The organism is Alicycliphilus sp. T452, from assembly GCF_054512775.1.
Map to the genome: position 1 here is coordinate 1 of NZ_JBTNEH010000032.1, position 25,366 is coordinate 25,366.

Here is a 25,366-nt window from a genome sequence, read left to right on the forward strand (position 1 = left end):
CGTGCGCCTGACGCTGCGCAGTAACAGCTCTATCTCGGCAAACTTCTCTCGGCTGATGTCGCTCGGGTATTGCTTTCTTTTCACACCCCTATTGTCTGAGGTCGGAAGATCGCAAACAGGCTCTTAGGCTTATTCGGCCACCGAGCCGGGGCCGGCGATGAACCATGCGCGCCCGCGCAACCGCGCCACGATGGCATCCAGGAAGGCCAGCGCAAAGGCAATGCAGCCGATGGCCATGGAGAGCTGCGGAATCCACAGGGGCGTGGCGTCCGCCGCCGCAGAGACGTCGTGCGTGACGTAGGACAGCCACACGGCGCGCACGGCAAACCAGGCCAGGTACCCCGCCAGGCCCAGCGCAGCGACCAGCCCGCCCCACTCGAACACAGCACGCGCGCGGCTGCCCAGGCGGTCGAGCACCAGCGTGACGCGGATGTGGTCGCCGTGCATCAGGGCCGTGGGCAAGGCGAAGAACAGCGCCGCTGCAATGGCATAGCCGGCATAGGCATCCAGCCCCTGGATGTCGATGAACGACACCTGCCGCGCCAGGATGCCCAGCATGACGATGACGAACGCGGCCACCATGGACACGCAGGCAAGCCCGATGAGCAGGCGGTAAAGAGGACGGAAGAGCTGATCCATGGCAGGTTCCAGATGTGCACGAAAGAGGGGCGGGAAGCAGGAGCCAAGGCGCGTGCGCCCTGCGCCTTGCCTCCCGGCGGGGCTTAGCGCTTGTGGTAGGCGTCCACGATGGCCTTGCCGTCGGCGCCCGCCGTCTTCACCCATTCCTCGGTCATGGTGGCGCCGATGCGGGCGAACTCCTTCTTCAGCGCCTCCGACGGCTCGGCGACAGTCATGCCCTTGGCGGCCAGTTCCTTCAGGTACTCCTTGTCCAGGCGTTCGCTCGATTCCCAGCCGCGTTTTTCAGCCGCTGCGGCAGCCTTCATGACGGCCTCCTGCGTAGCCTTGTCCAGGCTGTCGAAGGCTTTCTTGTTGACCACGGTGGCGTTGCGCGGGAACCAGGCATTCACCGGGTAGAAATATTTGATCTGCTCGTACAGCTTGCTCTCCACGCCGCTGGCGCTGGAGGTAAGAAAGTTGTTCACCGTGTTCGTGGCCAGCGCCTGCCCCAGCTCGGACAACTGGATCGTCACCGGCTGGGCCTTGAGCAGTTGTGCAATGCGCGTGGAGGTCGGGTTGTACGCACGCATCTTCGTTCCCACCAGATCCGCGGGCGTCTGGACGGGCTTGCTGGAGTAGAGCGACTGGCCCGGCCAGGCGACGCTGTACAGCAGCTTCATCCCCTGGGAGGCCAGCAGCTTCTCCTGCGCCGGCCTGGCCGCCTGATACAGGCGCCAGGCATCGGCGTACGAGTTGGCCAGGAAAGGGACGGAATCCACTCCATACAGCGCGTTTTCATTGGCGGCGCCGGAGAGGATGAACTCGGCCGCCGGCACCTGGCCCGTCTGCACCGCGCGCTTGATCTCGTTGGCCTTGTAGAGCGACCCTCCCGGATGCAGCGTGATCTTGAGCTTGCCGCCGGTCAACTCGTCCACTTCCTTGGCGAATTGCTGGTTGTTCTGCGTCTGGAAGGTATTGGCCGCATAGCCCGTGGGCAGGTCCCACTTGACCTGTGCCTGGGACAGGCCTGCCGCCAGGCAGGCAACCGACAGAAGAATGCGTTTCATGGAATGGCTCCTTGGAATGAAAGAGGAAACGGGCGATCCGACAAAGATTGAACCCTCATGTGCAGAGCAGATTGACGAACCATTTACCGCACATTGTTCAACAATCATCGGGTAAAAACAGGGCAATCTGCATCCTGGGAAACCCTGAGCGGCGGCCCCTGCGCGCCGGGACGTGCACGGGGGCGCGCTGGATACACTTGCCCTTCCCGCCCTGCTTGCCCGCCCCATGCCCCAAGCCACCGACCCGCAACCCAACCTCTCCGACCGCATCGCGGCATTGGTCCGGGAAAAAATCATCCACGGGGAATTCGCCCCCGGGCAGCGCCTGTCCGAGGCCGCGCTGAGCGAACGCCTGGAGATTTCGCGCAACACGCTGCGCGAGGTCTTCCGCCTGCTGACCAAGGAAGGCCTGCTGCGGCACGAGCCCAACCGCGGCGTGTCGGTGGCCATCCCCAGCATCGCGGCCATCATCGACATCTACCGCGTGCGCCGGCTCATCGAGTGCCAGGCGCTGGCCCAGGCCTATCCGCGCCACCCGGCCAAGAAACACCTGCGCGAGGCCGTGGAAATGGCCCTGCGCTGCCGCGATGCGTGCGACTGGCGCAGCGTGGGCACGGCCAACATGGCGTTCCACCAGGCCATCGTGGAACTGGCCGACAGCGAGCGCCTGAACGAAATGTTCTCGCACCTGCTGGCCGAGCTGCGCCTGGCCTTCGGCCTGCTCAACGACCCCGAGTTCCTGCACGCGCCCTACGTGGACAGCAACGTGAAGATCGTGGAGCTGTTCGAGGCCGGCAAGCCGCAGGAAGCCGCCGCCGCGCTCAACGACTACCTGGTGCACTCCGAGCGCATCGTGCTGGCGGCCTACGCGCGGCGCATCTCCGACGCCGGCGCGGGCAAGTGATCGTCACCGGCCGGCGTCTGCGGCCGGCTTTTCGGCAGAGTCGCCCGCGGTGATCTGCTGCAGCGTGCGGGTCAGCGAGGACGTGCTGGGGTTCTCCACGAAGACGCACTGCTTTCCGGTGCGCTTGCAGAAGTCTTTCACGCGCCAATACGCGTTGTGGCTGATGCAGCCGGTCTGGCAGATGACCAGGTCCGCCGCGGCAAGCACCGAGTCGAGCGCTCCCTGCTTGTCCTCCAGCCCGCCATCGTGGTGCGCGAAATGCCCGCCCGCCTTCTCGACGACGTCCCGGTAGCTGGACACATTCCCGTTGCGGCCGCCGACGCACAGAACCGTCTTTTCCTTGAAATGGAACGTGACGGGGCTTTCCCTGGGCGCATCGCCCCGATGCTCCGCCGCAGGAGCGGGCGCGGCCTCGCGCAGCCCCTGCAGGTATTGCGCTTCGCCGAGCTGCTGGCGCAGCCGCGCGTTCTGCGCCTCCAGGCCGGCCAGCCGGGCGCCGAGCTGTTCGAGCTTCCTGCGCAGTTTCGAGGTGTCCTCGTAGTCCGGCAGCGACGCCCTGAGCCGTTCCAGGTCCTGGGTGAGGAACGCAATCCGCGAGTCCTTGCCGATCGCAATGGCGCGCTGCTGCACCAGCTGGGCGTTGAGCCGTTCGATTTCGGCCGACTTCTCGCCGATCACGCGGGTGCAGCGCTCCTGCACCCTGCCCAGCTCCCGGCCCAGGACCCCGTTTTCCTTGACCAGTTCGTTGACACGGGCGACGTCCACCCGCACCGCAGCCCCGGCCTGGTGCTGCAGCATGTGCATGTCGCGCAGGACGACCTCCTGCAGCGTCTCGTCGCAGCGCGGATGGGTCAGCACGGCCCAGAACGCGCCCGGGACATCCCCGCTTCGGACCGCTGCCGTCCACATGTCCGCGACCGCCTTGGCATCCTTGGCGGCACGCGATACCTGCACCATGCCGGCGTAGCGGGACTCCAGGTCCTTCTGCAGCAATTCGGACAGCCGGTTGCGCTTCATGCATTCGGCCACTGCGCCAAGGTGGATCTCGTAGTCGTCCGCGACGGCCTTGCCGCCCAGCGCCCTGCCGACCAGCTGGCGCAGCACCGGCAGCGGGAAGCAGACACCCACCACGGGACAGTGGCATCGGTGCGGCAGGTCCCAGAGCCGCCTGCGGCGCGACCCACGGGTGGCCGCCAGAAAGCGGAAGCATTCATCACACATGCGACCTCCTTGCTCTGCGCGCCCGGGGCTTCAGTGAACGGCACCCGCCCGGCCGTCGTGGCTGCGGCTCTCGCGCAGCTGGATGCCGTGCAGGCGCTTGTGCGCCTGGGACAGCATCTCGGCCAATGCCAGGAAGGCGCCCACCTCCAGCCGCACGGAGACACAGTCGAGGGAAAGATGCACGACGCCGCAATCGGGGCAGACGGACACATGTCCGACGGGGCTATGGGCCAGCAAGGCGTGCTGGCAGCTGGACGAAGTAGGCGAGCGCTCCATGCGGTCCTCCTGTGAGTGGCTGGAGCACATATTGTAGATAAGAATCATTCTCATTAAAAGAGAGCGAAACGTAACGAACCCCAGCGGCATCCCCAAGGGCGAGGGCAGATTGCGGCCCATGCCACCGGGCCGCCAGCGCGCGGCGGGAAACCTCGGAAAACGGCTTCAGCCCCCGCGCGGCGGCTGCCGGCCAGGCGTCACCACCGCCCCCGGTTGGGCTGGCGCCGGCGCACGGCCTGGGCCACCAGGTCCACCATGTCGGCGCGGTCGGCCTGGCGGGCGAAGTCGATGGCCGTCATGCCCAGGTCGTTCTTCAGCGTGGGATCGGCGCCTTCCTCGATCAGCAGACGCGCCACGTCGCCCGAGCCGTAGCGCACGGCCATCATCAAGGGCGTGGTGCCGTTGGGCGAGGCGGCGTCGATGTAGGCGCTCTCCTCCAGCAGCAGCGCCACCATGGCCTTGGCCTCCGCCGTGGTGCCGGAGGCGGCGTAGTGCAGCGGCGTCCAGCCGGTCTTGTTGACGTCGGCATCCAGCGCGATCAGCGTGCGCGCCGCGCTCAGGTTGCCGCGCAGGGCGGCCAGCATCAGCGCGCTCTCGTCCTTGGCGTTGCGCTCCTCCACCTTCAGGCCCCTGGCCGCGATCAGCGCGGCCGCGGCCTTGCGCGAGTCTCCGCGCAGCGCCACGATGAGCGCGGGCTGGCCCTTGGGGTCGCGCGCGTTGGGGTCGAAGCCACGGCGCAGCAGGTCGGCCACGGCGGCGCCGTTGTCGAGCTCTATGGCCTTGAAGAAGTCCTCGTAGGCGCCGGCATGCGCCAGGCCGGCCACGGGTGCGGCGGCGGCCAGCGCCAGCCATGCCAGGGTGCGGCGGCGGCTCGTCATGCGGCGCTCCCCTGCAGGAACAGCCGCTCGAAGTTGCGGCTCGTGGCCCGGGCCACCTCCTGCACCGGCAGGCCCCTGATGGCCGCGATCTGCTGCGCCACGAAGGGCACGTAGGACGGGTTGTTGGTCTTGCCGCGGTAGGGCACGGGGGCCAGGTAGGGGCTGTCGGTCTCGATGAGCAGGCGGTCCATGGGCACGAAGGCGGCCACGTCGCGCAGGTCCTGCGCGTTCTTGAAGGTGATGATGCCGGAAAACGAGATGTAGTAGCCCAGGTCCAGCGCCGCGCGCGCCACCTCGGCCGTCTCTGTGAAGCAGTGGAACACGCCGCCGGCGCGGTTGCCCGCGCCGTCCTCGCCCTCCTCGCGCAGGATGGCCAGGGTGTCGCCCGAGGCGCTGCGCGTGTGGATCACCAGCGGTTTGCCGCAGGCGCGCGCGGCGCGGATGTGGGTGCGGAAGCGCTCGCGCTGCCACTCCAGGTCGGCGATGCTGCGCCCGCCCTTGCGGTCTTCCATGCCGTAGTAGTCGAGCCCGGTCTCGCCGATGGCCACCACGCGCGGCAGCGCGGCGCGCTCCAGCAGGTCCTGCACCGAAGGCTCGGCCATGTCCTCGGTGTCGGGGTGCACGCCCACGGTGGCCCAGAAGTTGTCATGGGCCGTGGCCAGGCCGTGCACGGCGGGGAACTCCTCCATGGTGGTGCAGATGCACAGCGCGCGCTCCACCTGCGCCGCCGCCATGGCCTGGCGGATCTGGGGCAGTTGGCTGGCGAGCTCGGGAAAGTTCAGATGGCAGTGGGAATCGACGAACATGGCGCAATGGAAAACGAAAAGCCGGCCGGAGAGGCCGGCGGCAAAAGCGGGACCGCGCCGCTCAAATGGTCTGCGTGGGCCGGTCGGCGGCCAGGGCCGTGCCCAGGATTTCCTCGATCTTGAGCTTGAGCTGGCGCGACTTCTCGTCCTTGGGGAACTGTATGCCCACGCCCTGCGTGCGGTTGCCGACGGCGCGCGCCGGCGTCACCCAGGCCACGCGGCCGGCCACGGGGTAGCGCTGCGGGTCATCGGGCAGCGTGAGCAGCACGTAGACGTCGTCGCCCAGCCTGTACTCGCGCGTCGTGGGCACGAAGATGCCGCCCTCCTCGAAGAACGGGATGTAGGCTGCGTACAGAGCAGCCTTTTCCTTGATGTTCAGCTGCATGACGCTGGGGCGCGGCGCTGTGGACGGACTGCTCATAGGTGGCCTGGGGGAATCAATGGCGCGAGTTTAGTGTCTGGCGCGCCTGGGCTACAAGCGACTCCAGCATCAAGCCCGCGTTGAAAGGGTGGTCGGCCGTGCGAGCCTCCTGGATGAGCGCGCGCGACCAGCGCGTGAGCGGCCCCAGGCCGGGCGGCCGGGGCAGGTCTGCCGCGTCGAAGTAGCGCGGCTGCGCGCCCACGCGCTGCGCCAGCAGGTCGTGGCAGAGCTTCTGCAGCGCGTCCACGGCCTGGGCGGGTTCGAGCGCGGACAGCGCCGAGACGTCTCCGCGCGCCATGGCCTTGGGGATCAGGGCCCAGGCCTGGGGGCTGCGGCCCGCGCGGGCCAGGGCCAGCGCGTCGTCGGGCCGCCCGCCCGCGGCGCGCAGCAGGGCCTGGGCCGCATCGGGCGCCACGCCCTGCCCCGCGAGCCAGCCGTGCGCCTCGTCGGGCCTGGGCCACAGCATGGCGTGGCCCAGGCAGCGGCTGCGGATGGTGGGCAGCAGCTCGTGCGCGGCCTCGGTGGCGAGCACGAAGCGCACGTCGCCCGGCGGCTCCTCCAGCGTCTTGAGCAGGGCGTTGGCCGTCACGTGGTTCATCTGCTCGGCCGGGAACACCAGCACCGCCTTACCGCGCCCGCGCGCGCTGGTGCGCTGGGCGAACTCCACGGCGTCGCGCATGGCCTCCACGCGGATCTCGCGGCTCGCCTTGCGCTTCTTGTCCTCGATCTCGGCCTGGGCCTTCTCGGGCAGGGGCCAGCCCAGGGCCAGCGTCGTGGTCTCGGGCATGAGCACGCACAGGTCGGCATGGGTGCGCACGGCTATGCCGTGGCAGCTCGCGCACCGGCCGCAGGCGCCGTGCTCGCCGGGCGCGTCGCACAGCCAGGCGCGCACCAGCTCCAGCGCCAGCGCGTACTGGCCCAGGCCCGACGGGCCGTGCAGCAGCCAGGCGTGGCCGCGCTGCGCGAGCAGCTGCGCGCGCTGGGCCGCGATCCAGGGCGCCACTGCGTTCATGGCGCGGCCCCCGGCAGCCAGCCGCGCGCGGCCACCGCGGCCAGCATCTGCGCGGCCACCTGCTCGCGCGGCTGCGCCCCGTCGATGCGCGCGAAGCGCCGGGGCGCGCCGGCGGCGCGGTCGGCATAGCCGCGCGCCACGCGGGCGAAGAATTGCGTGGACTCGGCCTCGAACCGGTCGGGCGCGCGTGCCGTGGCCAGGCGCGCGGCGGCCACCTCGGGCGGCACGTCGAACCACAGCGTGAGATCGGGTTCAAGCATCGAATCGGGCTCCAGGCCAATCCCCGTCTGCGCAAGCTGCTCCATATATAAGAGCGCCTGCAGATCGAAGCCGCGGCCCGCGCCCTGGTAGGCGAAGGTGGCGTCGGTGAAGCGGTCGCACAGCACGGCCTCGCCGCGCGCGAGCGCCGGCCCGATCACGCGGCACAGGTGGTCACGCCGCGCGGCGAACGCCAGCAGCGTCTCGGTCAGCGCGTCCATGGCGTCGTTGAGCAGCAGCGCGCGCAGCTTCTCGGCCAGCGGCGTGCCGCCGGGCTCGCGCGTCAGCGTCACGCTGCGCCCGGCCGCGCGCAAGGCGCGCGCCAGCGTCTCAATGTGCGAGGACTTGCCCGCGCCGTCTATGCCCTCGAAGGTGATGAACAGGCCTGTCGTCATTTGCGTTGATACCGGTTGACGGCGCGGTTGTGCTCGTCGAGCGTGGCGCTGAAGTGGCTCGTGCCGTCGCCGCGCGCCACGAAGTACAGCGCGCGCGTATCGGCGGGCTGCACCGCGGCCAGCAGCGCGGCCCGGCCCGGCATGGCGATGGGCGTGGGCGGCAGGCCCGCGCGCGTGTAGGTGTTGTAGGGCGTGTCGGCCTGCAGGTCGCGCTTGCGCAGGTTGCCGTCGAACCTCTCGCCCAGGCCGTAGATCACCGTGGGATCGGTCTGCAGCAGCATGCCCGCGCGCAGGCGGTTGCTGAACACGCCAGCGATCTGGGCGCGGTCCTCGGGGCGGCCAGTCTCCTTCTCGACGATGCTGGCCAGGATCAGCGCCTGCTCGGGCGACCTCAAAGGCGTGTCGGGTGCGCGCAGGGCCCAGGCGGCCTCCAGGCGCCGGTCCATGGCGTGCAGCGCGCGGCGCAGCACGGCCAGGTCGCTGCTGCCCTTGGCGTAGGTGTAGGTGTCGGGAAAGAAGCGCCCCTCGGCGGGCACGCCCGCACGGTCCAGGCGGGCCATGATGTCGGCGTCGCTCAGGCCCTCGGTATCCGGCCTGAGCTGCTCGGCGCGCGCCAGCGCCTGGCGCAGCTGGCGGAAGTTCCAGCCCTCCACCAGCGTGACGGCGCGCAGCGCCTCCTCGCCGCGCACGAGCTTCTGCAGCAGCGCATGGGGGCTGGTGCCCTGCGCGACCTCGTAGTTGCCGGCCTTGATGCCGCGGTCCTTGCCCGACAGGCGGAACCACAGGAACAGCAGGCGCGCATCGGTGTCGAAGCCGGCCTGCACCACGGCGCGCGCCACGCCGCGCGGCGTGGTGCCGGGCTCTATCTCCAGCTCCAGCGGCTGCCCAGCGCCCACGCCCGCGCGCACGGGCATGGGGGCCTGCAGCCACCAGGCCGCGCCGGCGGCCATGGCCAGCGCGACGAGCAACACCAGAACGAGGAACCTGCGCACAACCCTGCAGCCTGTATGAAGGAAAGCCGGGCATCATAATTCAGCCATGACCGACCCCAAGCCAGTACCGCCGCCCCTGCCCGCGGGCGGCGTGACCCGTTTATCCCACCTCGGCGTGATCCGCGTCGCCGGCGAAGACGCCGCCAGGTTCCTGCACGGCCAGCTCACCCATGACTTCGCGCTGCTGGACCTGCAGCATGCGCGCCTGGCGGCCTTCCTCACCGTCAAGGGCCGCATGCTGGCCAGCTTCATCGCCTTCAAGCGCAGCGATACCGAGGTGCTGCTGGTGTGCGCGCGCGAGCTGCTCGCGCCCACGCTCAGGCGCCTATCCATGTTCGTGCTGCGCGCCAAGGCCCGGCTGAGCGACGCGACGGGCGACTTCGCCCTGTACGGCCTGCTGGGCGACGCGGCCCGCGCCGTGCTGCCCGAAGGCGGCGAGCCCTGGGCCAAGGCCGACCAGGACGACGCCAGCGTGGTGCAGCTGTATCCGGCCGACGGCCAGCCGCGCGCCCTGTGGCTGGCGCCCGCCGCGGGCAGCGCGCCCGCCGGTGCGCCGCTGGACGAGTCGCTGTGGCTGTGGAGCGAGGTGCGCAGCGGCATCGCCACGCTCACCGCGCCCGTGGCCGAGGCCTTCGTGCCGCAGATGCTGAACTACGAATCCGTGGGCGGCGTGAACTTCAAGAAGGGCTGCTACCCCGGCCAGGAGGTGGTGGCGCGCAGCCAGTTCCGCGGCACGCTCAAGCGCCGCACCTACCTGGCGCACGCGCCCTCGGCCATCGCCGCGGGCGCCGAGGTGTTCGCCGAGGGCGATGCCGAGCAGCCCGTGGGCACCGTGGTGCAGGCCGCCGCGGCGCCCGGCGGCGGCGTGGATGCGCTCGTGTCGCTGCAGATCGCGGCCGCCGGCGGCACGCTGCGAGCGGGCGCGGCGGACGGCGTGCCGATCGCGCTGCTGCCGCTGCCCTACGCGCTGCTGGCAGACATCTGAGCACCTGAAACAGCCTGAAAAGGCTGCCAGGCATTTCCAGAAAAGTGCCAGCAGCTATGATTTTTGTGTTGGCACAACGCAGCCCGCGTCGGCCCGCACACTCCGTCACCCCAGCATGCCCACCATCTTCCAAGGCGCCGGCGTCCTGTTCGCCATCGTTGCCGTTTTCGGCGTCATCAACCTCAAGTACCTCAAGCGGCTCGGCCTGCCGGACACCCTGGGCATCACCCTGACGGGCCTGGTGGCCTGCCTGGCCGTCTCGCTGATCGGACTGACGCGCCCGGAGATGTCGGCCTACGCGCAGAAGCTCGTCACCCAGATCAACTTCAGCGAAGTGGTGTTCCACGGCCTGCTGAGCTTCCTGCTGTTCGCCAGCGCACTGCACGTCGATTTCTCGCGCCTGCGCGAGCACAAGGTGGCCATCATTTCGCTCTCGACGCTGGGGGTGCTGATCTCCACCGCCGTGGTCGGCGTGGGCATGTACTACGCCACGGCGGCGCTGGGCCACCCCATCCCGCTGCTGTGGTGCCTGGTGTTCGGCGCGCTGATCTCGCCGACCGACCCCATCGCCGTGCTGGCGGTGCTCAAGAGCGCGGGCGCCCCGCCCTCGCTGGAGGCCAAGATCGCCAGCGAAGCCCTGCTGAACGACGGCACAGCCATGGTGACCTTCCTCACGCTGGTCGGGCTGGCGACGGGGGCCTCGGAGTTCTCGGCCGCGCACGTCGGCACCCTGCTGCTGCGCGAAGTCGCCGGGGCGCTGGTGTTCGGCGTGGCCGCGGGTTATGCGGCCTGCTGGCTGCTCAGCGACATCGACAGCTATCCGGTGGAGATCCTCATCACGCTGGCGCTGGCCACGGGCGGCTACAGCCTGGCGGAGACCCTGCACGTCTCGGCGCCGCTGGCCGTGGTGGCCATGGGCCTGGTGGTGGGCAACCACGGCGCGGCCAGGCACATGTCGGACAAGACCCGGGAGCACCTGTTCAGCTTCTGGGGCCTGCTCGACGAGCTGCTCAACCTGATCCTGTTCGGGCTCATCGGCCTGGAGGTGATCGCGCTGGCCTTCGACTTCTCGGGCCTGTGGGTCGGCGTCGCCGCCATCCCGGTGGTGCTGCTGGCGCGCGGCGTCAGCGTGGCCCTGCCCATGGCGGCGCTGCGGCGCTTCCGCCAGGTCAGCCCGCATGCGGTCAAGATCATGACCTGGGGCGGCCTGCGCGGCGGCATCTCGATCGCGCTGGCCCTGTCGCTGCCGGAGTTCCAGGGGCGCGACCTGGTCATCGGCGTGACCTACGTGGTCGTGGTCTTCAGCCTGCTGGTGCAGGCGACCACGCTGGGCCGCCTGGTGCGCCGCTACGCACAGACGCAAGCCTGACGGCAGGGCGCCCCGCCAGGCAAAAGCGGGGCGCTTCATACCGATGGACGATGCGGCTCCTTTCGCGCAAACGCAAAGGGCTTTGTTGCACAAGCCTGATCAGGCCCAGGTAAAACTGGAGGCCGCGCATCCGTGAACCCTGGTCAATCCAGCGTACGCTGCATGGTGATGTGGGCAATGCCCGCCTCCTCGAAGCGCTCGCCCACGGCCTCGAACCCCGCGCGCTGGTAAAAGCCCTCGGCGCTGCACTGCGCGTGCAGCGTCACCGCACGGTCGCCGCGCGAGCGCGCGGCCTGCACCAGGGCGTCGAGCACCATGCGGCCCCAGCGCTGGCCGCGCACCACGCGGTCCACGGCCATGCGGCCTATGCGCGCGTCGCCCGGGGCCTCGTACAGCAGGCGGCCCGTGGCCACGGCCTGGCCCAGGCGGTTGTAGGCCACGGCGTGCACGGCCGTGGCGTCGTGCGCGTCGAGTTCGATGGCAGGGTCGATGCCCTGCTCCTGCACGAACACCGCCATGCGCAGCCGGGTGGCGTCGCGGCCCAGGGTGGCCCAGTCGCCCACGCGCAGCTCGACCATCTCGCCGCCGTCCTCGAAGTGCTCGACCATGGCGCGCAGTTGGGGCGGCACGGCGCGCTTGGTCTGCGTGGCCGGATCGGCGAAGACGTAGACCAGCTCGATGGCGGCCAGCAGCCGCTCGCCCGCAAAGACGCCGCACTCGAACACCAGGGAAGTGTTGCCCACGCGCGCGCAGCGCATGCCTACGTCCAGCAAGTCGTCCAGGCGCGCCGAGGCGTGGTACTCCACGCTGGCCTTCTTGAGGTACACCTCGCCGCCCAGTGCCTGCATGCCGGCCTCGTAAGGCAGGGCCAGCGCGCGCCAGTATTCGGTCATGGCGCAGTCGGCGTAGGTGAGGTAGTGGGCGTTGAAGACGATTTTCTGGATGTCCACCTCGGACCAGCGCACGCGCAGGCGGTGGCAGCAGCGGAAGTCTTGTCGTTGCATGGCTCGTTTTCAGTCGGTGAGAAAGGCGGCGCGCAGGGCGCGCGCCGCGTCCCGGTGGGCCTGGCGCGCCTCGGGAATGGCGCGGCCCATCTTGATGAATTCGTGCGTGACGCCGCGGTAGATCTCCAGGTCCACGGCCACGCCGGCGGCGCGCAGCTTGTCGCCGTAGGCCACGCCCTCGTCCACCAGCGGGTCGCACTCGGCCAGGCCGATCCAGGCGGGGGCCACGCCATCCACGTCGGGGGCGAGCAGCGGAGCGAAGCGCCAGTCCTCGCGCTCGGCGCGGCTGGGGATGTACTGGTCGAAGAACCAGCCGATGGCCGCGCGGTCGAGCACCGGGCCGTGGGCGAACTCGGTGTGCGAGGGCGTGTCCTGGTGCGCCGTGGTGCCGGGATAGATCAGCAGCTGCAGCGCCAGCGGCAGGCCGGCGTCGCGCGCCAGGATGGCGTTCACGGCCGCCAGCGTGCCGCCCGCGCTGTCGCCGCCCACGGCCAGGCGCGCCGGGTCGGCGCCCAGCCGGGCGGCGTTGGCGGCCAGCCAGGCCAGCGCGTCCCAGGCGTCGTTGCTGGCACTGGGGAATGGATGCTCGGGCGCCAGGCGATAGTCCAGCGACACCACCATGCAGCCTGCCAGGCGCGCAAGCTCGCGGCACAGCACGTCGTGCGTGTCCACGCTGCCGATGGTGAAGCCGCCGCCGTGCAGGTACAGCAGCACGGGCAGCGCCGGCGCGGTGCCGGGCGCATACAGGCGCGCGGGCAGCTGCGCGCCATCGCGGCCGGGGATGCGCAGGTCTTCGATGCGGGGCAGGTCGGCCCTGGGCACTTCGAGCACGCCCGCGCCCAGCTCATAGGCCAGGCGCGCCTGCGCGGGGCTCAGGGTGTGCAGGGGCGGACGGCCGGCGCGCGCCATGCGCTCTATGACGCTGCGCATCTGCGGCGTCAGCCGCGCGTGGGCCTGGGAGGCGATATCGGCCGTCGTCAACGCTCAAGCCCTCACTTGAAATGCACCTGCACGGGCTGCGCGCCGGGCAGGCCGGCATAGGTGGCCGTGACGCTCAGGCCGGCGCGCGGCGGCAGCAGCGGCGAGAACGAGCCCAGGCTGATCAGGTCGCCCGGCTGCAGCGTGATGCCCTCCTGCTGCAGCGCCTGGGCGATCCAGACCACGGCGTTGAGCGGCTGGCCCAGGATGTCGCGGCCCTTGCCGCTGGCCAGCAGCTGGCCCTGCTGGTTGGTGAGCTGGACGTCCATGCGCTCCAGCGCGTCCAGCAGCGCATAGCGCTCGCCGCGCGTCGCGGGCACGGCGATCGGCTGGCCGGCCACGCCCAGGCGCGCGCCCACGTTGATCGCGGCCACGCCGGGGCCGTTGAGCTGCGGCGGCGCCTGCACGACCAGGTCGGGCAGCTCGATGAACGGGATCACCTGGTCGATGTGCTGCAGCACCTCATAGGGCGTGCGCGCGTGGTTGATGGCGGCGTCCCTCACGCGCACCAGCATGTCAGCCTCGTACAAGGGGCGCGCGCCGAAGGCGGCGGGCACGGCGGCGCCGCTGGGCTGGACCATGCCCTCGTACAGCTTGCCCCACACCGGCTTGTCGGTGTTGAAGCGCTTTTGCACCGCGGGGTTGGTCAGACCGGCCTTGTAGCCCACCACCTTGCCCAGGCTGGAGGCCAGCAGCACGTTGAGCTTGGCGCGCGTGCAGGCGCCGTCGGCATCCGACAAGGCGGGAAAGTTGGGCGCCGGCGTGCGGGCCGAATAGTGCGAGGCGAGGACGCCCACGTCGCCATCGCTGAGGCATTGCGCCTGCGCGCCCATGGCCCCCGCGATGCCCGCCGCCAGCGCGACGATGGTCTGCTTCATGCTCATGCCGGTCTCCTGCTTGGTTGTTGCAATGGCAGCCGATGGTAATGGCCCCGGCCGGCCACGCGCATCAGACAGGGTCCCCGGCGTCGTCGGGACGCGCCTTCCAGTCGATGGGGTCCTGCTGCAGCACCATGTCGATGTCCAGGCCCAGGGCCACGCCCACCTCGTCGGGGAAGGACACGGCCAGCTCGCGCGCGCCCAGCCCCGCCTCGCGCGCGCGGGCGCGCCAGGTGGCAAGGTGCAGCACGCCGGCCAGGGGTTCGCAGACGTCGTTGTCGAACGGCGCATGGTGGTGGCGCAGCGCATCGACCACCACATCCGGCAGTTGCCAGCGCCAGGCCAGGCCCGCGCTGACCTGCGCGTAGCAGTAGCCCAGCAGGTGCTGCTCCAGCTTGGCCCGGCGCGGGTCCAGCGGCCCCACCAGGGTGTTGACGGACTGCATGCGCGCCGCGTCGGCCATGTGCAGCGCGAGCTCGCCCACGCCATGCAGCAGCCCCGCCGTGTAGGCCGCGATCTGGTTGTGGTGCACCAGGCCCGCCAGCGCGCGCGCGAGCTTGGCCGTGTAGAGGCTGTAGCGCCAGAAATGCTGCAGGTTCACGCCCGGCACCGAGCGCGACGTGGTGCCCGGCGGAGCCGCGGCCACCAGCGCGCGCAGCCGGCCCACGCCCAGCAGGGCCAGCGCCTCGGGAATGCCGCTGACCTGGCGCTGCGCGGCAAAGGGAGCGGAGTTGGCTTCCTGCAGCAGCCGCGCGGCCAGCGCCGGGTCGGTGCCGAAGAACTGGTTCAGGCGCCGCAGGCTCGGCTCGGCGCTGCCCAGCTCGTTCATCAGTAGCGCCACGGCACGTGGCAGGCTGGGCAGCACGAAGGGCTGTTCCAGCAGTGCATTCAACTCCATCGGTTGCATTGCCCGGACAGGAAGGTGCGGGGATTATCCATGCAACGATTGTTGCTGCTTGCCGCGCCTCCGGCTCCGCCGGGTTGCCCGGTCGGCCGCGCCCCCATGATCCAATCGGGCAGACAGGCCAACGCGGTCCGGCCGTGGATCGCAACCTTCAAGCAGCAGGAAATCGCATGAACACGACAGCGAACGACGTCGGCCAGGTGCAGCAAGCCGTCCAGGACTGGTGGCGCACCTCCATCATCGACATGGCGCCGGGCAGCATCCGCTACAGCGGCTACCCCATACAGGAGCTGATCGGCCGCGTCGGCTTCGCGCAGATGGTCTGGCTGATGACGCGCGGCGAGCTTCCAAGCGAAGGCGAGGCGCGCCTGCTCGACGCCGCGCTGGTGGCCGCGGTGGACCATGGCCCCCAGGCGCCGAGCATCGCCATCGCCCGCATGGCGGCCACGTGCGGCGTGGGGCTGAACAACGCCATGGCCTCGGCGGTGAACGTGCTGGGCGACGTGCACGGAGGCGCGGGGGAGCAGGCCGTGGAGATGTACGCCGGCATCGCGCGGCGGCTGGACCGGGGCGAGGACCTTCGCGCCGCCGCGAGCGCGGGCCTGGACGAGGCGATAGCCCGCCACGGGAAGTTCGTCTCCGGCTTCGGCCACCGCTTCCACCCCATCGACCCGCGCGCTCCGCGCCTCCTGGAGCTGGTGGACGAGGCCGCCCGGGCCGGCGTGGTCGGCGGGCGCTTTGCGCGCATAGGGCGCGCGGTGGAGGAGGAGCTGGCGGCGCGCAAGAACGGCAGGCGCATCCCGATGAACATCGACGGCGCCACCGCGGTGATCTATGCCGAGCTGGGCTTTCCCGCGGCGCTCGCGCGCGGCCTGTTCTGCCTGTCGCGCTCGGTGGGCATCCTGGCCCATGCCTGGGAGCAGACGCTGCAGGGAGGGCGCAACAAGGGCCCCCTGCCCCGCGAGTACATCTGGAGCTACGACGGCCCCCCGCAGCGGGCGGTGCCGGACACCCCGGCCTGACGGCGCCTCAGCGCCGGCCCTGCAGCTTGGCGAACGCCGATGCCATGGCCGACTGCGGCGCGCTCTCGCTGCCCCGGCGCTGCGGCTGGGCGTAGCCGCGGCCCGCGCCCTCGAAGCGGTTCTCGCGCGGGCCGTCGCGGCGCGCGGGCGCCGCGTCCAGCTTCATGGTCAGGCTGATGCGGCCGCGCGCCACGTCCACCTCCAGCACCTTGACCTTCACGATGTCGCCGGTCTTCACCACCTCGCGCGCGTCCTGAACGAACTTGTGCGCGAGCTGGCTCACGTGCACCAGCCCGTCCTGGTGCACGCCCAGGTCCACGAAGGCGCCGAACTGGGCCACGTTGCTCACCGTGCCCTCGAGCACCATGCCTTCCTTGAGGTCGGAGATTTCCTCCACGCCCTCGTTGAAGCGCGCCACCTTGAAGTCGGGGCGCGGGTCGCGGCCGGGCTTTTCCAGCTCGCCCAGGATGTCGCGCACGGTGATGGCGCCGAACCGCTCGCTGGCGAACTGCTCGGGTTTCAGGGTCTTGAGCACTTCGGCGCGGCCCATCAGCTCCTGCACGGGCCTGCCGGTCTTCACGATGATCTGCTCGACGACCGGGTAGGTCTCGGGGTGCACGCCGGTCATGTCCAGCGGGTTGTCGCCGCCGCGTATGCGCAGGAAGCCCGCCGCCTGCTCGAAGGTCTTGGCGCCCAGGCCGCCCACCTCCATGAGCTGCTTGCGGTCCCTGAACGCGCCATGCTGCTCGCGCCAGCGCACCACGGCCTTGGCCACGCTGCCCGACAGGCCCGAGACGCGGCTCAGCAGCGGCACGCTGGCGGTGTTCAGGTCCACGCCCACGCTGTTCACGCAGTCCTCCACCACGGCGCCCAGCGTGCGCGCCAGCTCGCCCTGGTTCACGTCGTGCTGGTACTGGCCCACGCCGATGCTCTTGGGCTCGATCTTCACCAGCTCGGCCAGCGGGTCCTGCAGGCGCCGCGCGATGCTGGCCGCGCCGCGCAGGCTCACGTCCACGTCGGGCATCTCTTGGGATGCGTATTCGCTGGCCGAATACACCGAGGCGCCGGCCTCGCTCACGACTACTTTTTCGATAGCTTCTGGCGCTTGCCCCGCCTGCGCTGGAGCCTGTTTCTGCATCAGCTTGATGAGCTCGGCCGCGAGCTTGTCGGTCTCGCGGCTGGCCGTGCCGTTGCCGATGGCGATGAGCTGCACGCCGTGCTTCATGCACAGGCGCCCCAGCACGGCGAGGCTCCCGTCCCAGTCGCGGCGCGGCTCGTGCGGGTAGACGGTGGCGGTCTCCACGAGCTTGCCCGTGGCGTCCACCACCGCCACCTTCACGCCCGTGCGGATGCCGGGGTCCAGCCCCATCACGGCCTTGGGGCCGGCGGGGGCGGCCAGCAGCAGGTCGCGCAGGTTGTCGGCGAAGACCTTGATGGCGACCTTCTCGGCCTCCTCGCGCAGGCGCGAGAACAGGTCGCGCTCGGTGGAGAGGGACAGCTTCACGCGCCACGTCCATGCCACGCACTTGCGCAGCAGGTCGTCGCACTTGCGGCCCTGGTGGCTCCAGCCCAGGTGCAGGGCGATCTTGCCTTCCGCGATGCTGGGCTGGCGCGGGTCGGGCTGGGATGTGGAATTCGCCTCTGGCTCAGGCGGCACCAGCTTGGCCTCCAGGATCTCCAGCGACCGGCCGCGGAACACCGCCAGCGCCCGGTGCGAGGGCACGCGGCCGATGGGCTCGTCGTAGTCGAAGTAGTCGCGGAACTTGGCAACCTCGGGATCGTTCTCGTTCTTGCCGTCCACCTTTTTGCTGCGCAAGAGCCCCTCGGCCCAGAGCCATTCGCGCAGCGACTGCACGAGCTGCGCGTCCTCGGCCCAGCGCTCGGAGAGGATGTCGCGCACGCCATCGAGCACGGCGAAGGTGGTCGAGAAATCGGGGCCGGGCTTGCCGTCGTCGAGCGTCGTCGCGGGCTGGCAGAAGGCCCTGGCCTCCTCGTGCGGGTCGAGCGTCGGGTCGGCCAGCAACTTGTCGGCCAGCGGTTCGATGCCGAACTCCCTGGCGATCTGGCCCTTGGTGCGGCGCTTCTGCTTGAACGGCAGGTAGATGTCCTCCAGCTCCTGCTTGGTCGGCGCGGCGGCGATTTGCGCGCGGAGCTGCGCGGTCAGCTTGCCCTGCTCGTCGATGGCCTTGAGCACCGCCACGCGCCGCTCCTCCAGCTCGCGCAGGTAGGACAGGCGGGCTTCGAGCTCGCGCAGCTGCACGTCGTCCAGCCCGCCCGTGGCCTCCTTGCGGTAGCGCGCGACGAAGGGCACGGTGGCGCCGCCGTCGAGCAGCTCCACTGCGGCCAGGACCTGGGTTTCGGTGATTTTGATTTCTGCGGCCAACTGCCGGACGATCTGCTGCATGTGCCTGGAAAACGCAAGGGAAAACGAAGCGCGGGAGTTTGCCATACGGCCCGGCGCACCCGTGGCGGCCGCCCCATAATCGAACGCCAGCCATGTCCGCCCCGCCCTTTCCCATCCGCACCGAATGCCCGCCCGGCAGCTGCGTATGCGAGCGCGACGCGCTCATGCGCGCGCCCGGCGGCGACGTGCGCATCCTGCGCCTGACGCGCGAGGAAGAAAAGCGCCTGGTGCAGCGGCTGGAGAACCTGACGAGCCTGGCCGACCTGCGCCACATGGAGCAGCGCCTGTTGGGGCAGCTCGGCGTGCGCCTGTCCATCACCACCAGCCCCAACGAGGTGCGCACGCTGCGCGGCATCGCCATCCTCGTGCACGCGCAGCCGGGCCTGTGCCGCAAGACGCGCAAGGCCATTCCCGAGGCCATCCGCAAAAGCATGGAGCGGCGGCCCGAGATCGCCTACGGCCTGCTCGACGAGGGCGGCCTGTTCGAGGAGATGTAGGTGCAGGACGATCTGTTCGGCGGCCCGCCGCCGCCCTCGGCCCCGGCCGCACCCGATAAAGCCCCCGCGCGCCGCACCGGCGTGCACCCCGCCACCTGGAGCGGCGACCTGCACGCCCTGGCCGCAAGGCTGCCGCCCCGGCTGCGCCTGGGCACCTCGTCGTGGAGCTACCCCGGCTGGCAGGGCCTGGTATGGGAGGGCGCGCATTCCGAGCAGACACTGGCCAAAAAGGGCCTGCCCGTCTACGCCCGGCACCCGCTGCTGCGCACGGTGAGCATCGACCGCAGCTTCTACCGCCCCCTCACGGCCAGCGACTACGCACGCTACGCGGCCCAGGTGCCGGGGGATTTCCGCTTCGTCGTCAAGGCGCCCAGCCTGGTCGCCGACGCCCTCGTGCGCAGCGAGGATGGACGCGCACGCGAGCCCAACCCCGCCTTCCTGAACCCGCAGCTGGCCGCGCAGGAGTTCGTGGCGCCCGCGCTCGAAGGCCTGGGCGCGCGCACCGGCGCCCTGGTGTTCCAGTTGAGTCCCCTGCCCTGGCGCCTGCTCGACCGCCTGCCCGAGGTGCTGGAGCGCCTGCGCGCCCTGCTGCAGGCCCAGCCGCCCCAGGGCCAGCCGGACGCCGTGCTGGCCGTGGAGGTGCGCGACCCCGAGTGGCTGGCGCCCGAACACCTGGGGCACTTCGCCGACGTGCTCAGGAGCAGCGGCGCCACCTACTGCCTGGGCCTGCATGCGCGCCTGCCGCCGCTGGCCGAGCAGCTGCCGCTCCTGCGCCTGCTGTGGCCCGGCCCGCTGGTATGCCGCTGGAACCTGCACCCCGTGCACGGCCCCCACGGCTACGAGGACGCGCAGAAGCTGTACGCCCCCTATGACCGCATCCACCACCCCGACCCGGACACCCATGCGCTGCTCGCGCGCACCCTCGCCGGCGTGTGCGGGCGCGGGCAGAACGCCTACGTCACCATCAGCAACCATGCCGAGGGCTGCGCGCCGCTCACGGTGCGCCGGCTGGCGGAGCAGGTGGCCGCGCTGAATCCGACATGAAAAAACCCGGCAATGCCGGGTTTCTCGTGCGCGCGGGGGAAGGGGCCGTCAGGGCGCCAGCACCACCTCGACACGGCGTGCCTGGGCATTGCTGCCGCTGCCCTGCGTGACTTCGGGCTTCTTGAGCTCCACCTTCTCTTCGGGAACGCCCAGCGCCTTGAGCGCGTCGCGCACGGCCAGGGCGCGCTGCTTGGAAAGCTCGGCGTTCACCGCGGCGTCGCCCGTCGCATCGTGAAAGCCCGAGACCACGGCCGTCTTGCCGCCTTCGAGCACGCCCTTGACTGCCTCGGCCAGCGCCTCGCTGGCGCCCGCGGCCAGGTCGGCCTTGCCGGTGGCGAAGAAGAACTTCACCACGCCGCCCTCGACCACCACGCTGGCAGCGTCTTCGGCCACCACTTCGACCGCGGTCGTCACCACGGCGGCAGCCGGCGCCTTGGCCGGCGCGTGCGCGATGCCGCGCTTGTAGACCACCACGCCCACGACGGTGGACACCACCAGGGCGATGAGGGCGAAGAGGAACCCGAGTGCGAAGCGCTGCTGGCTGTCGTCGTCGGAGCTGCTGAAGGACATGATGGAGACTCCCGTGAATAATCCGTGCGTTGGACAAAACCCGCCGATTGTAGAGTCTCGCCATGCCTGCGCCTGCCGCCCCACTGCGCGATCCCGCCCCCATGCTCGAACGCACGCTCGAAGAATGGGGCGGCGCGGACGACCTGTGGATCTTCGGCTACGGCTCGCTGATCTGGCGCCCGGACTTCCCGTTCGCCGAGTGCCGCGCCGCCAAGGTGCACGGCTGGCACCGGGCGCTCAAGATGTGGAGCCGCGTCAACCGCGGCACGCCCGAATGCCCGGGCCTGGTGTTCGGCATGCTCTCGGGCGGCAGTTGCCGCGGCATGGTGTTCCGCGTGGAGCAGGCCCATGCCCGCCAGGTCATGGCCAACCTGTGGCAGCGCGAGATGGTGCTGGGCGTGTACGACCCGCGCTGGCTCGACTGCCGCACCTCCGCCAGCCCGGTGCGCGCCCTGGCCTTCACCCTCTCGCGCAAGAGCCCCAGCCACACGGGCGTGCTGGCCGACGAGGAGTACCGGCGCATCTTCGCGCAGGCCCGCGGCATCTACGGCACCACGCGCGACTACGCCGAGACCACCCACGCCGAGCTGCTGCGCATGGGCATCCACGACCGGGCGCTGGCGCGCCTGCTGGCCCTGTCGCGGCCGCGCGCTTGAGGGGCACAATCGCCGCATGAGCCACAGCCCCCTCTCCTCCTCCATCGCCGACCTGCGCAAGAGCTACGAGCGCGCCGAGCTCAGCGAAGACGCCTCCCACGCCGATCCGCTGCAGCAATTTGACCAATGGCTGCAAGAGGCCGTCGCCGCCCAGGTGCCCGAGCCCAACGCCATGACCGTGGCCACCGTGGGCAGCGACCTGCGCCCGAGCACGCGCGTGGTGCTCATCAAGGGCTACGACGCGCAAGGCATCGTCTGGTACACCAACTACGACAGCCGCAAGGGCCGCCAGCTCGCGGGCAACCCCTATGCCGCGCTGCAGTTCCACTGGGTGGAGCTCGAACGCGTGGTGCGCATCGAGGGCATCGTGGAGAAGGTCGGCGACGAGGAAAGCGACGCCTACTTCCACACCCGCCCGCTCGACTCGCGCATAGGCGCCTGGGCCAGCCCGCAGAGCCAGGTGATCGCCAGCCGCGGCGTGCTGCTGGCCAACGCGGCCAGGTACGGCGCGCAGTTCCTGCTCAAGCCACCGCGCCCGCCGCACTGGGGCGGCTACCGCCTCAAGCCCGACCAGTGGGAGTTCTGGCAGGGCCGCAAGAGCCGGCTGCACGACCGGCTGCGCTACCGGCTGGAAGGCGGCGCCTGGGTGCGCGAGCGCCTTGCGCCCTGATCACAGGATCACATGAACAGCCGCGCCGCCGCGAGCGCCAGCGGCACGGTCGCCAGCGCCAGCGCCGTGGAGATGGCGATGGCCGACGACACCTCCTCCTGCATCACCCCGTAGCGCTGCGTGAAGTACAGCACGTTGGCGCCCACGGGCAGCGCGGACGCGGTGAGCATCACCGCCACGGCCGGCCCCGAGAGGCCCAGCGCCCAGGCCAGCGCGGCCAGGGTCGAGGGCATGGCGAGGTTCTTGACCGCCGCGATGCGCAGCGCGCCGCGCCAGTGCGCGCCGATGCGCGCATGCGCCAGCGCGATGCCCACGAGCAGCAGCGCCATGGGCCCGAGCGCCGCGCCCAGCATCTGCAGGGGCTTGTCGACCACCTCGGGCAGCGGCAGGCCCGTCTGCGCGAACAGCAGGCCCGCGAGGATGGGCAGCGGCACCGGATGCACGATGCTGCCCCGCACCGCCTGCCACACCGTGCGCGCCATCGAATGCCCGTCATCGGCGCCCGCGCGCGCCTGCGCCAGCTCGAACACCAGCGTGGTGGCCGTGAGCAGCACCAGCGAGTGCAGCGAAACCAGCGTGAACAGCGTCACCAGCCCCGCGGGGCCATGGACCAGGCTGATGAGCGGCACGCCGATCATCACCGTGTTGCTGAAGGTGTGCGCCAGCGCCCGCGCCGCTGTCGCCGTGGTGAACGGCGCCCAGGCCAGCGTGGCCCCGAACAGCAGCGCCACCGAGGCGAAATACAGCCCCACGGGCCGGAAGTCCAGCTCCTGCAGGTGCACCTGCCCCATGGTGCGGAAGAGCAGCGCGGGCGTGAGCACGAGGAAGACGATGTTCGACAGGTCGGGCACGCTGGCCGCGCGCACCCAGCCCACGCGGGCGATGGAGAAGCCCAGGCCGATGCACAGGATGACGGGAACCAGGGGCAGGAGGATGGAAGAAAACACGGCGCGCGCACGGAGGGGGGGCGGGCGCAAGTGTAGAGGCTGGAGCACGAGTGCCGCGCAGACTATGCATTTGATAGCTCGTTGCGCTTTCCCCATGAGCGCTGGAGGCCGATTTCTCTTGCAATCCAGCGCGCTACCCCAGCCACCACCCCGCGGCGCCGCACAGCGGCACCACCAGCCAGGCGGGGGCGCGCCAGGCCATCAGCGCCACGGCCGCGCACGCCGCGAGCGCCGCATCCGCCAGCCCGTGGATGGCGCTGGTGCACACCGGGTCGTAGAGCGCCGCCAGCAGCAGGCCCACCACGGCGGCGTTCACGCCGGACAGCGCCGCCCGCGCCCTGGCGCCATGCCGCAGCCGCGCCCAGAACGGCAGCGCGCCGGCCACCAGCAGGAAGGCCGGCGCGAAGATGGCCGCGGTGGCCACCAGCGCCCCCGGCCACCCACCCATGCCATGGCCGGCCGCGGCCCCCAGGAAGGCCGCGAAGGTAAACAGCGGCCCCGGCACGGCCTGCGCGGCGCCGTAGCCCGCCAGGAAATCGTCCGCCGACACCCAGCCGCGCCCCACCGTCTCGGCCTGCAGCAGGGGCAGCACCACGTGCCCGCCGCCGAACACCAGCGCGCCGGCGCGGTAGAACGCATCGGCCAGCACCACCCAGGCCTGCGGCCAGGCGTGCGCCGCCAGGGGCAGCAGCACAAACAACCCCGCGCACAGCGCCAGCAGCGCCGCGCCCGTCCGCCGGGGCACATCGCCGCCATCGTTCTCTCCGGCCACGGGGACAGGCGGCACATCCCTCCCCCACAGCCAGACGCCCGCCACGGCGGCAACCAGCATGGCGGCCAATTGGCCCTGCACGCCCGGCCGCCACAGCGCCGCGCCGCAGGCCAGCGCCATCAACGCCAGCCGCGCCGGCCCCCGGCACAGGCTGCGCGCCATGCCCCACACGGCCTGCGCCACCACGGCCACGGCGGCCAGCTTCAGCCCATGCAGGGCGCCCGCGGGCAGCGCGGCATGGCCCGAGGCCAGCCCCAGGCCCAGCAGCCCCATCGCCAGCGCCGACGGCAGCGTGAAGCCCAGCCATGCCGCCAGCGCGCCCGCCATCCCCGCGCGCCGCAGGCCCAGCGCCATGCCCACCTGGCTGCTGGCCGGCCCCGGCAGGAACTGGCACAGCGCCACCAGGTCGGCGTAGGCCCGCTCGCCCAGCCAGCGGCGGCGCGCGACGAACTCGGCGTGGAAGTAGCCCAGGTGCGCCACCGGCCCGCCGAACGAGGTCAGGCCCAGGCGCAGGAAGACGCAGAACACGCGCCAGGCGCCATCCCGCGCGGGGAGGGCGTCATGGGGCGCCGGCATGGGAAGAAGCGGGGTGCGTCATGGCCCGCAGTGTCGCCGCTGCGCGCGAAGCATGCATGGGCGGCACGCATCGGGCCATCAGGCGGCGCAGGGCCCCATCCACACGCCGCTGCGCAGGCCCGCGGGCAGGTCCCGCGCCCAGACCTGGGCGCTGGTGTCCCAGGCGTCCTCCTGCACGTTCAGGCCGGCGAAGATGCCGTAGCCCTCGCCCGCCCGGATCGCATCGCGCGCGATCAGGCTTTCGCCCGCCTTGATGGCGCCATGGGCCTCGATGGACTCCCCGGCCTTGATACCCCAGCCCGCCTCCACGTGCATCACGCCGCCAATGGCGCCGCCCACGACGATGCCCTGCCCCGCGCGCAGGCTGTCCGCCCCGCTCAGGTGCCCGCCCACGCGCAGGCTTTTGCCGCAGTCGATGGGCCCCTGCACGACCAGGTCCTGGCCGATGGAGGCGCCCGCGCCCACCCTCAGGGCGCCCTGGCAGACCACGTCCCACGCGGCGCGCAGCTCGCCCCCGCAGGTCACCGATTCCTGCGCCTCGACGCCCCAGTCGGTGCGCAGGTCGCCCCCGCAGTGCACGGCGCCCTGGCTGCGGATGTGCGCGCCCGCGCGGATGTCCTCGCCCGCGACGAGCGCGCCGCCGGCGCGGATGCCGCCGCCCGCCTGGATGGAGCGGCCCGCGTGGAGCACGCCCTCCACGTCGATGCCGGCGCGCACCAGCACCGTGCCCGCGAACACGAGGTCCTGCGCCTCCAGGCTGTCCACGCTGAGCACCGTGTTCGTGGGGCCGAACTGCCGCAGCAGCCACAACGCGTCATCCACCCGCCCGGCCTGCACCAGGGTGTCCAGCGCGTGCTGGTAGCCCACGCCGTCCTCGATGTGGCGCACGAACCAGCGAAAGCCGTTGGCGCACGGGTTCTTGGCCCGAAGAAACTGTTTGGTGAATTCCATGCGGCAGCCCGGTCCTTTCGAGGGAGGCCGCGCCTGCGCCCGCTCGGCCCCCGCCATCGCGCATCGGAGAGATGCCCGGCGATGGTGGTGGTGCGCGTGTGGAAGAAGAAAGGGGTGTTATCGCCGGGCGTGGGAATGTGCGACCGGCTTGTATGGCCAGATCTCGCGCACCACGGCACCCCCGCCCGCGCGGCGGCGCGGGCATGTGCGAAGCGGGAGTGCGGCGAGAGGCATGGCCGCGCATGGTAGCCGCGCGCCGCGGCGGCGGCAACCTTGCCGCACGGCGGCGCG

27 protein-coding genes are annotated in these 25,366 nt (G+C 71.0%); 8 read left to right on the forward strand and 19 right to left on the reverse strand.

Annotated features, from left to right (window positions below):
* Window positions 1-129: 129 nt before the first annotated feature.
* Window positions 130-639 (reverse strand): TRAP transporter small permease, encoded by a 510-nt coding sequence (locus tag ACX12L_RS20465; protein ID WP_459264280.1) that lies wholly within the window; start codon window positions 637-639, stop codon window positions 130-132.
* A gap of 83 nt (window positions 640-722) precedes the next feature.
* Window positions 723-1,685 (reverse strand): TRAP transporter substrate-binding protein, encoded by a 963-nt coding sequence (locus tag ACX12L_RS20470; protein ID WP_459264281.1) that lies wholly within the window; start codon window positions 1,683-1,685, stop codon window positions 723-725.
* Window positions 1,686-1,911: 226 nt separating this feature from the next.
* Between ACX12L_RS20470 and ACX12L_RS20475 the strand changes: the two genes are divergently transcribed.
* Window positions 1,912-2,589, forward strand: a complete 678-nt coding sequence (locus tag ACX12L_RS20475; protein WP_459264282.1) for a GntR family transcriptional regulator — start codon at window positions 1,912-1,914, stop codon at window positions 2,587-2,589.
* Window positions 2,590-2,592: 3 nt separating this feature from the next.
* On the opposite strand, the gene ACX12L_RS20480 is transcribed toward ACX12L_RS20475, so the two are convergent.
* From ACX12L_RS20480 to mltG, 8 genes are all read right to left on the reverse strand, one after another.
* A complete protein-coding gene (locus ACX12L_RS20480) occupies window positions 2,593-3,810 on the reverse strand; it encodes a DUF2325 domain-containing protein (protein ID WP_459264283.1) in 1,218 nt (405 codons plus the stop codon).
* Window positions 3,811-3,840: 30 nt separating this feature from the next.
* Window positions 3,841-4,086 carry a hypothetical protein gene (locus tag ACX12L_RS20485; RefSeq protein ID WP_459264284.1) on the reverse strand — a complete coding sequence of 82 codons (246 nt, stop codon included), beginning with the start codon at window positions 4,084-4,086 and terminating at the stop codon, window positions 3,841-3,843.
* A gap of 197 nt (window positions 4,087-4,283) precedes the next feature.
* On the reverse strand, window positions 4,284-4,964 hold the full coding sequence (locus tag ACX12L_RS20490; protein ID WP_459264285.1) for an ankyrin repeat domain-containing protein: 681 nt from the start codon (window positions 4,962-4,964) through the stop codon (window positions 4,284-4,286).
* Window positions 4,961-5,770, reverse strand: a complete 810-nt coding sequence (locus ACX12L_RS20495; protein WP_459264286.1) for a TatD family hydrolase — start codon at window positions 5,768-5,770, stop codon at window positions 4,961-4,963. The genes ACX12L_RS20490 and ACX12L_RS20495 overlap by 4 nt, the downstream gene beginning before the upstream one ends.
* A 61-nt stretch (window positions 5,771-5,831) precedes the next feature.
* Window positions 5,832-6,191 (reverse strand): PilZ domain-containing protein, encoded by a 360-nt coding sequence (locus tag ACX12L_RS20500; RefSeq protein ID WP_013518488.1) that lies wholly within the window; start codon window positions 6,189-6,191, stop codon window positions 5,832-5,834.
* A gap of 16 nt (window positions 6,192-6,207) precedes the next feature.
* Window positions 6,208-7,203 carry a DNA polymerase III subunit delta' gene (locus ACX12L_RS20505; protein WP_459264287.1) on the reverse strand — a complete coding sequence of 332 codons (996 nt, stop codon included), beginning with the start codon at window positions 7,201-7,203 and terminating at the stop codon, window positions 6,208-6,210.
* The gene (gene tmk / locus ACX12L_RS20510; protein ID WP_459264288.1) at window positions 7,200-7,856 is read right to left on the reverse strand and encodes a dTMP kinase; all 657 of its coding nucleotides are present in this window, start codon (window positions 7,854-7,856) and stop codon (window positions 7,200-7,202) included. The genes ACX12L_RS20505 and tmk overlap by 4 nt, the downstream gene beginning before the upstream one ends.
* Entirely contained in the window at window positions 7,853-8,848 is a 996-nt protein-coding gene (gene mltG, locus ACX12L_RS20515) for an endolytic transglycosylase MltG (protein WP_459264289.1), read from the reverse strand. The genes tmk and mltG overlap by 4 nt, the downstream gene beginning before the upstream one ends.
* Window positions 8,849-8,894: 46 nt before the next feature.
* On the opposite strand from mltG, the gene ygfZ reads away from it, so the two are divergent.
* On the forward strand, window positions 8,895-9,833 hold the full coding sequence (gene ygfZ / locus ACX12L_RS20520; RefSeq protein ID WP_459264290.1) for a CAF17-like 4Fe-4S cluster assembly/insertion protein YgfZ: 939 nt from the start codon (window positions 8,895-8,897) through the stop codon (window positions 9,831-9,833).
* A 115-nt stretch (window positions 9,834-9,948) separates the two neighbouring features.
* Window positions 9,949-11,202 carry a cation:proton antiporter gene (locus ACX12L_RS20525; RefSeq protein WP_459264291.1) on the forward strand — a complete coding sequence of 418 codons (1,254 nt, stop codon included), beginning with the start codon at window positions 9,949-9,951 and terminating at the stop codon, window positions 11,200-11,202.
* A gap of 143 nt (window positions 11,203-11,345) precedes the next feature.
* Here the strand turns inward: ACX12L_RS20525 and ACX12L_RS20530 are convergent, their stop codons facing one another.
* The 4 genes from ACX12L_RS20530 to ACX12L_RS20545 all read right to left on the reverse strand — a co-directional run bounded on the left by ACX12L_RS20530 (window position 11,346) and on the right by ACX12L_RS20545 (window position 14,960).
* Window positions 11,346-12,206, reverse strand: a complete 861-nt coding sequence (locus ACX12L_RS20530) for a YbgC/FadM family acyl-CoA thioesterase (protein ID WP_459264292.1) — start codon at window positions 12,204-12,206, stop codon at window positions 11,346-11,348.
* A 9-nt stretch (window positions 12,207-12,215) separates the two neighbouring features.
* On the reverse strand, window positions 12,216-13,136 hold the full coding sequence (locus ACX12L_RS20535; RefSeq protein WP_459264321.1) for an alpha/beta hydrolase: 921 nt from the start codon (window positions 13,134-13,136) through the stop codon (window positions 12,216-12,218).
* A gap of 62 nt (window positions 13,137-13,198) precedes the next feature.
* The gene (locus ACX12L_RS20540; protein WP_459264293.1) at window positions 13,199-14,068 is read right to left on the reverse strand and encodes a 2-keto-4-pentenoate hydratase; all 870 of its coding nucleotides are present in this window, start codon (window positions 14,066-14,068) and stop codon (window positions 13,199-13,201) included.
* Window positions 14,069-14,132: 64 nt separating this feature from the next.
* Window positions 14,133-14,960, reverse strand: a complete 828-nt coding sequence (locus ACX12L_RS20545; RefSeq protein ID WP_459264294.1) for an HDOD domain-containing protein — start codon at window positions 14,958-14,960, stop codon at window positions 14,133-14,135.
* Window positions 14,961-15,136: 176 nt separating this feature from the next.
* Here ACX12L_RS20545 and ACX12L_RS20550 point away from each other — a divergent pair, with 176 nt between their 5' ends.
* A complete protein-coding gene (locus tag ACX12L_RS20550; RefSeq protein ID WP_459264295.1) occupies window positions 15,137-15,988 on the forward strand; it encodes a citryl-CoA lyase in 852 nt (283 codons plus the stop codon).
* A gap of 7 nt (window positions 15,989-15,995) precedes the next feature.
* Here the strand turns inward: ACX12L_RS20550 and ACX12L_RS20555 are convergent, their stop codons facing one another.
* Window positions 15,996-18,392 carry a Tex family protein gene (locus tag ACX12L_RS20555; protein ID WP_459264296.1) on the reverse strand — a complete coding sequence of 799 codons (2,397 nt, stop codon included), beginning with the start codon at window positions 18,390-18,392 and terminating at the stop codon, window positions 15,996-15,998.
* A 92-nt stretch (window positions 18,393-18,484) separates the two neighbouring features.
* On the opposite strand from ACX12L_RS20555, the gene ACX12L_RS20560 reads away from it, so the two are divergent.
* Together ACX12L_RS20560 and ACX12L_RS20565 are read left to right on the forward strand one after the other, a co-directional pair.
* Entirely contained in the window at window positions 18,485-18,889 is a 405-nt protein-coding gene (locus ACX12L_RS20560) for a hypothetical protein (protein ID WP_459264297.1), read from the forward strand.
* Window positions 18,890-19,933 carry a DUF72 domain-containing protein gene (locus tag ACX12L_RS20565; protein WP_459264298.1) on the forward strand — a complete coding sequence of 348 codons (1,044 nt, stop codon included), beginning with the start codon at window positions 18,890-18,892 and terminating at the stop codon, window positions 19,931-19,933. It begins immediately after the preceding gene.
* 48 nt (window positions 19,934-19,981) lie between these two features.
* On the opposite strand, the gene ACX12L_RS20570 is transcribed toward ACX12L_RS20565, so the two are convergent.
* Window positions 19,982-20,503 (reverse strand): OmpA family protein, encoded by a 522-nt coding sequence (locus tag ACX12L_RS20570; protein WP_459264299.1) that lies wholly within the window; start codon window positions 20,501-20,503, stop codon window positions 19,982-19,984.
* Between the two features lie 62 nt (window positions 20,504-20,565).
* Between ACX12L_RS20570 and ACX12L_RS20575 the strand changes: the two genes are divergently transcribed.
* Window positions 20,566-21,159, forward strand: a complete 594-nt coding sequence (locus tag ACX12L_RS20575) for a gamma-glutamylcyclotransferase (RefSeq protein ID WP_459264300.1) — start codon at window positions 20,566-20,568, stop codon at window positions 21,157-21,159.
* A gap of 16 nt (window positions 21,160-21,175) precedes the next feature.
* Window positions 21,176-21,829 (forward strand): pyridoxamine 5'-phosphate oxidase, encoded by a 654-nt coding sequence (pdxH, locus tag ACX12L_RS20580; protein ID WP_459264301.1) that lies wholly within the window; start codon window positions 21,176-21,178, stop codon window positions 21,827-21,829.
* Window positions 21,830-21,837: 8 nt separating this feature from the next.
* Here pdxH and ACX12L_RS20585 read toward each other — a convergent pair whose 3' ends face one another.
* The 3 genes from ACX12L_RS20585 to ACX12L_RS20595 form a co-directional block, all read right to left on the reverse strand.
* The gene (locus ACX12L_RS20585) at window positions 21,838-22,776 is read right to left on the reverse strand and encodes an AEC family transporter (protein ID WP_459264302.1); all 939 of its coding nucleotides are present in this window, start codon (window positions 22,774-22,776) and stop codon (window positions 21,838-21,840) included.
* Between the two features lie 133 nt (window positions 22,777-22,909).
* Window positions 22,910-24,124: a chromate efflux transporter gene (gene chrA / locus ACX12L_RS20590; RefSeq protein WP_459264303.1), complete on the reverse strand. Its 1,215-nt coding sequence runs from the start codon at window positions 24,122-24,124 to the stop codon at window positions 22,910-22,912.
* Window positions 24,125-24,202: 78 nt separating this feature from the next.
* Window positions 24,203-25,075, reverse strand: coding sequence for a hypothetical protein (locus ACX12L_RS20595; RefSeq protein ID WP_459264304.1), 873 nt, complete (start codon window positions 25,073-25,075; stop codon window positions 24,203-24,205).
* Window positions 25,076-25,366 lie beyond the last annotated feature (291 nt).

Bases quoted from the DNA above. Each gene is read 5' to 3' on its own strand.
- ACX12L_RS20485 (WP_459264284.1), bottom strand. From the start codon at position 4,086: ATGGAGCGCTCGCCTACTTCGTCCAGCTGCCAGCACGCCTTGCTGGCC.
- ACX12L_RS20540 (WP_459264293.1), bottom strand. From the start codon at position 14,068: ATGAGCATGAAGCAGACCATCGTCGCGCTGGCGGCGGGCATCGCGGGG.
- ACX12L_RS20465 (WP_459264280.1), bottom strand. From the start codon at position 639: ATGGATCAGCTCTTCCGTCCTCTTTACCGCCTGCTCATCGGGCTTGCC.
- chrA (WP_459264303.1), bottom strand. From the start codon at position 24,124: ATGCCGGCGCCCCATGACGCCCTCCCCGCGCGGGATGGCGCCTGGCGC.
- ACX12L_RS20495 (WP_459264286.1), bottom strand. From the start codon at position 5,770: ATGTTCGTCGATTCCCACTGCCATCTGAACTTTCCCGAGCTCGCCAGC.
- ACX12L_RS20525 (WP_459264291.1), top strand. From the start codon at position 9,949: ATGCCCACCATCTTCCAAGGCGCCGGCGTCCTGTTCGCCATCGTTGCC.
- ACX12L_RS20475 (WP_459264282.1), top strand. From the start codon at position 1,912: ATGCCCCAAGCCACCGACCCGCAACCCAACCTCTCCGACCGCATCGCG.
- ACX12L_RS20575 (WP_459264300.1), top strand. From the start codon at position 20,566: ATGCCTGCGCCTGCCGCCCCACTGCGCGATCCCGCCCCCATGCTCGAA.
- ACX12L_RS20470 (WP_459264281.1), bottom strand. From the start codon at position 1,685: ATGAAACGCATTCTTCTGTCGGTTGCCTGCCTGGCGGCAGGCCTGTCC.
- ACX12L_RS20500 (WP_013518488.1), bottom strand. From the start codon at position 6,191: ATGAGCAGTCCGTCCACAGCGCCGCGCCCCAGCGTCATGCAGCTGAAC.
- ACX12L_RS20530 (WP_459264292.1), bottom strand. From the start codon at position 12,206: ATGCAACGACAAGACTTCCGCTGCTGCCACCGCCTGCGCGTGCGCTGG.
- ACX12L_RS20570 (WP_459264299.1), bottom strand. From the start codon at position 20,503: ATGTCCTTCAGCAGCTCCGACGACGACAGCCAGCAGCGCTTCGCACTC.
- ACX12L_RS20535 (WP_459264321.1), bottom strand. From the start codon at position 13,136: ATGCGCAGCGTCATAGAGCGCATGGCGCGCGCCGGCCGTCCGCCCCTG.
- ygfZ (WP_459264290.1), top strand. From the start codon at position 8,895: ATGACCGACCCCAAGCCAGTACCGCCGCCCCTGCCCGCGGGCGGCGTG.
- ACX12L_RS20560 (WP_459264297.1), top strand. From the start codon at position 18,485: ATGTCCGCCCCGCCCTTTCCCATCCGCACCGAATGCCCGCCCGGCAGC.
- ACX12L_RS20595 (WP_459264304.1), bottom strand. From the start codon at position 25,075: ATGGAATTCACCAAACAGTTTCTTCGGGCCAAGAACCCGTGCGCCAAC.
- ACX12L_RS20555 (WP_459264296.1), bottom strand. From the start codon at position 18,392: ATGCAGCAGATCGTCCGGCAGTTGGCCGCAGAAATCAAAATCACCGAA.
- pdxH (WP_459264301.1), top strand. From the start codon at position 21,176: ATGAGCCACAGCCCCCTCTCCTCCTCCATCGCCGACCTGCGCAAGAGC.
- ACX12L_RS20545 (WP_459264294.1), bottom strand. From the start codon at position 14,960: ATGGAGTTGAATGCACTGCTGGAACAGCCCTTCGTGCTGCCCAGCCTG.
- ACX12L_RS20480 (WP_459264283.1), bottom strand. From the start codon at position 3,810: ATGTGTGATGAATGCTTCCGCTTTCTGGCGGCCACCCGTGGGTCGCGC.
- ACX12L_RS20550 (WP_459264295.1), top strand. From the start codon at position 15,137: ATGAACACGACAGCGAACGACGTCGGCCAGGTGCAGCAAGCCGTCCAG.
- ACX12L_RS20505 (WP_459264287.1), bottom strand. From the start codon at position 7,203: ATGAACGCAGTGGCGCCCTGGATCGCGGCCCAGCGCGCGCAGCTGCTC.
- tmk (WP_459264288.1), bottom strand. From the start codon at position 7,856: ATGACGACAGGCCTGTTCATCACCTTCGAGGGCATAGACGGCGCGGGC.
- ACX12L_RS20490 (WP_459264285.1), bottom strand. From the start codon at position 4,964: ATGACGAGCCGCCGCCGCACCCTGGCATGGCTGGCGCTGGCCGCCGCC.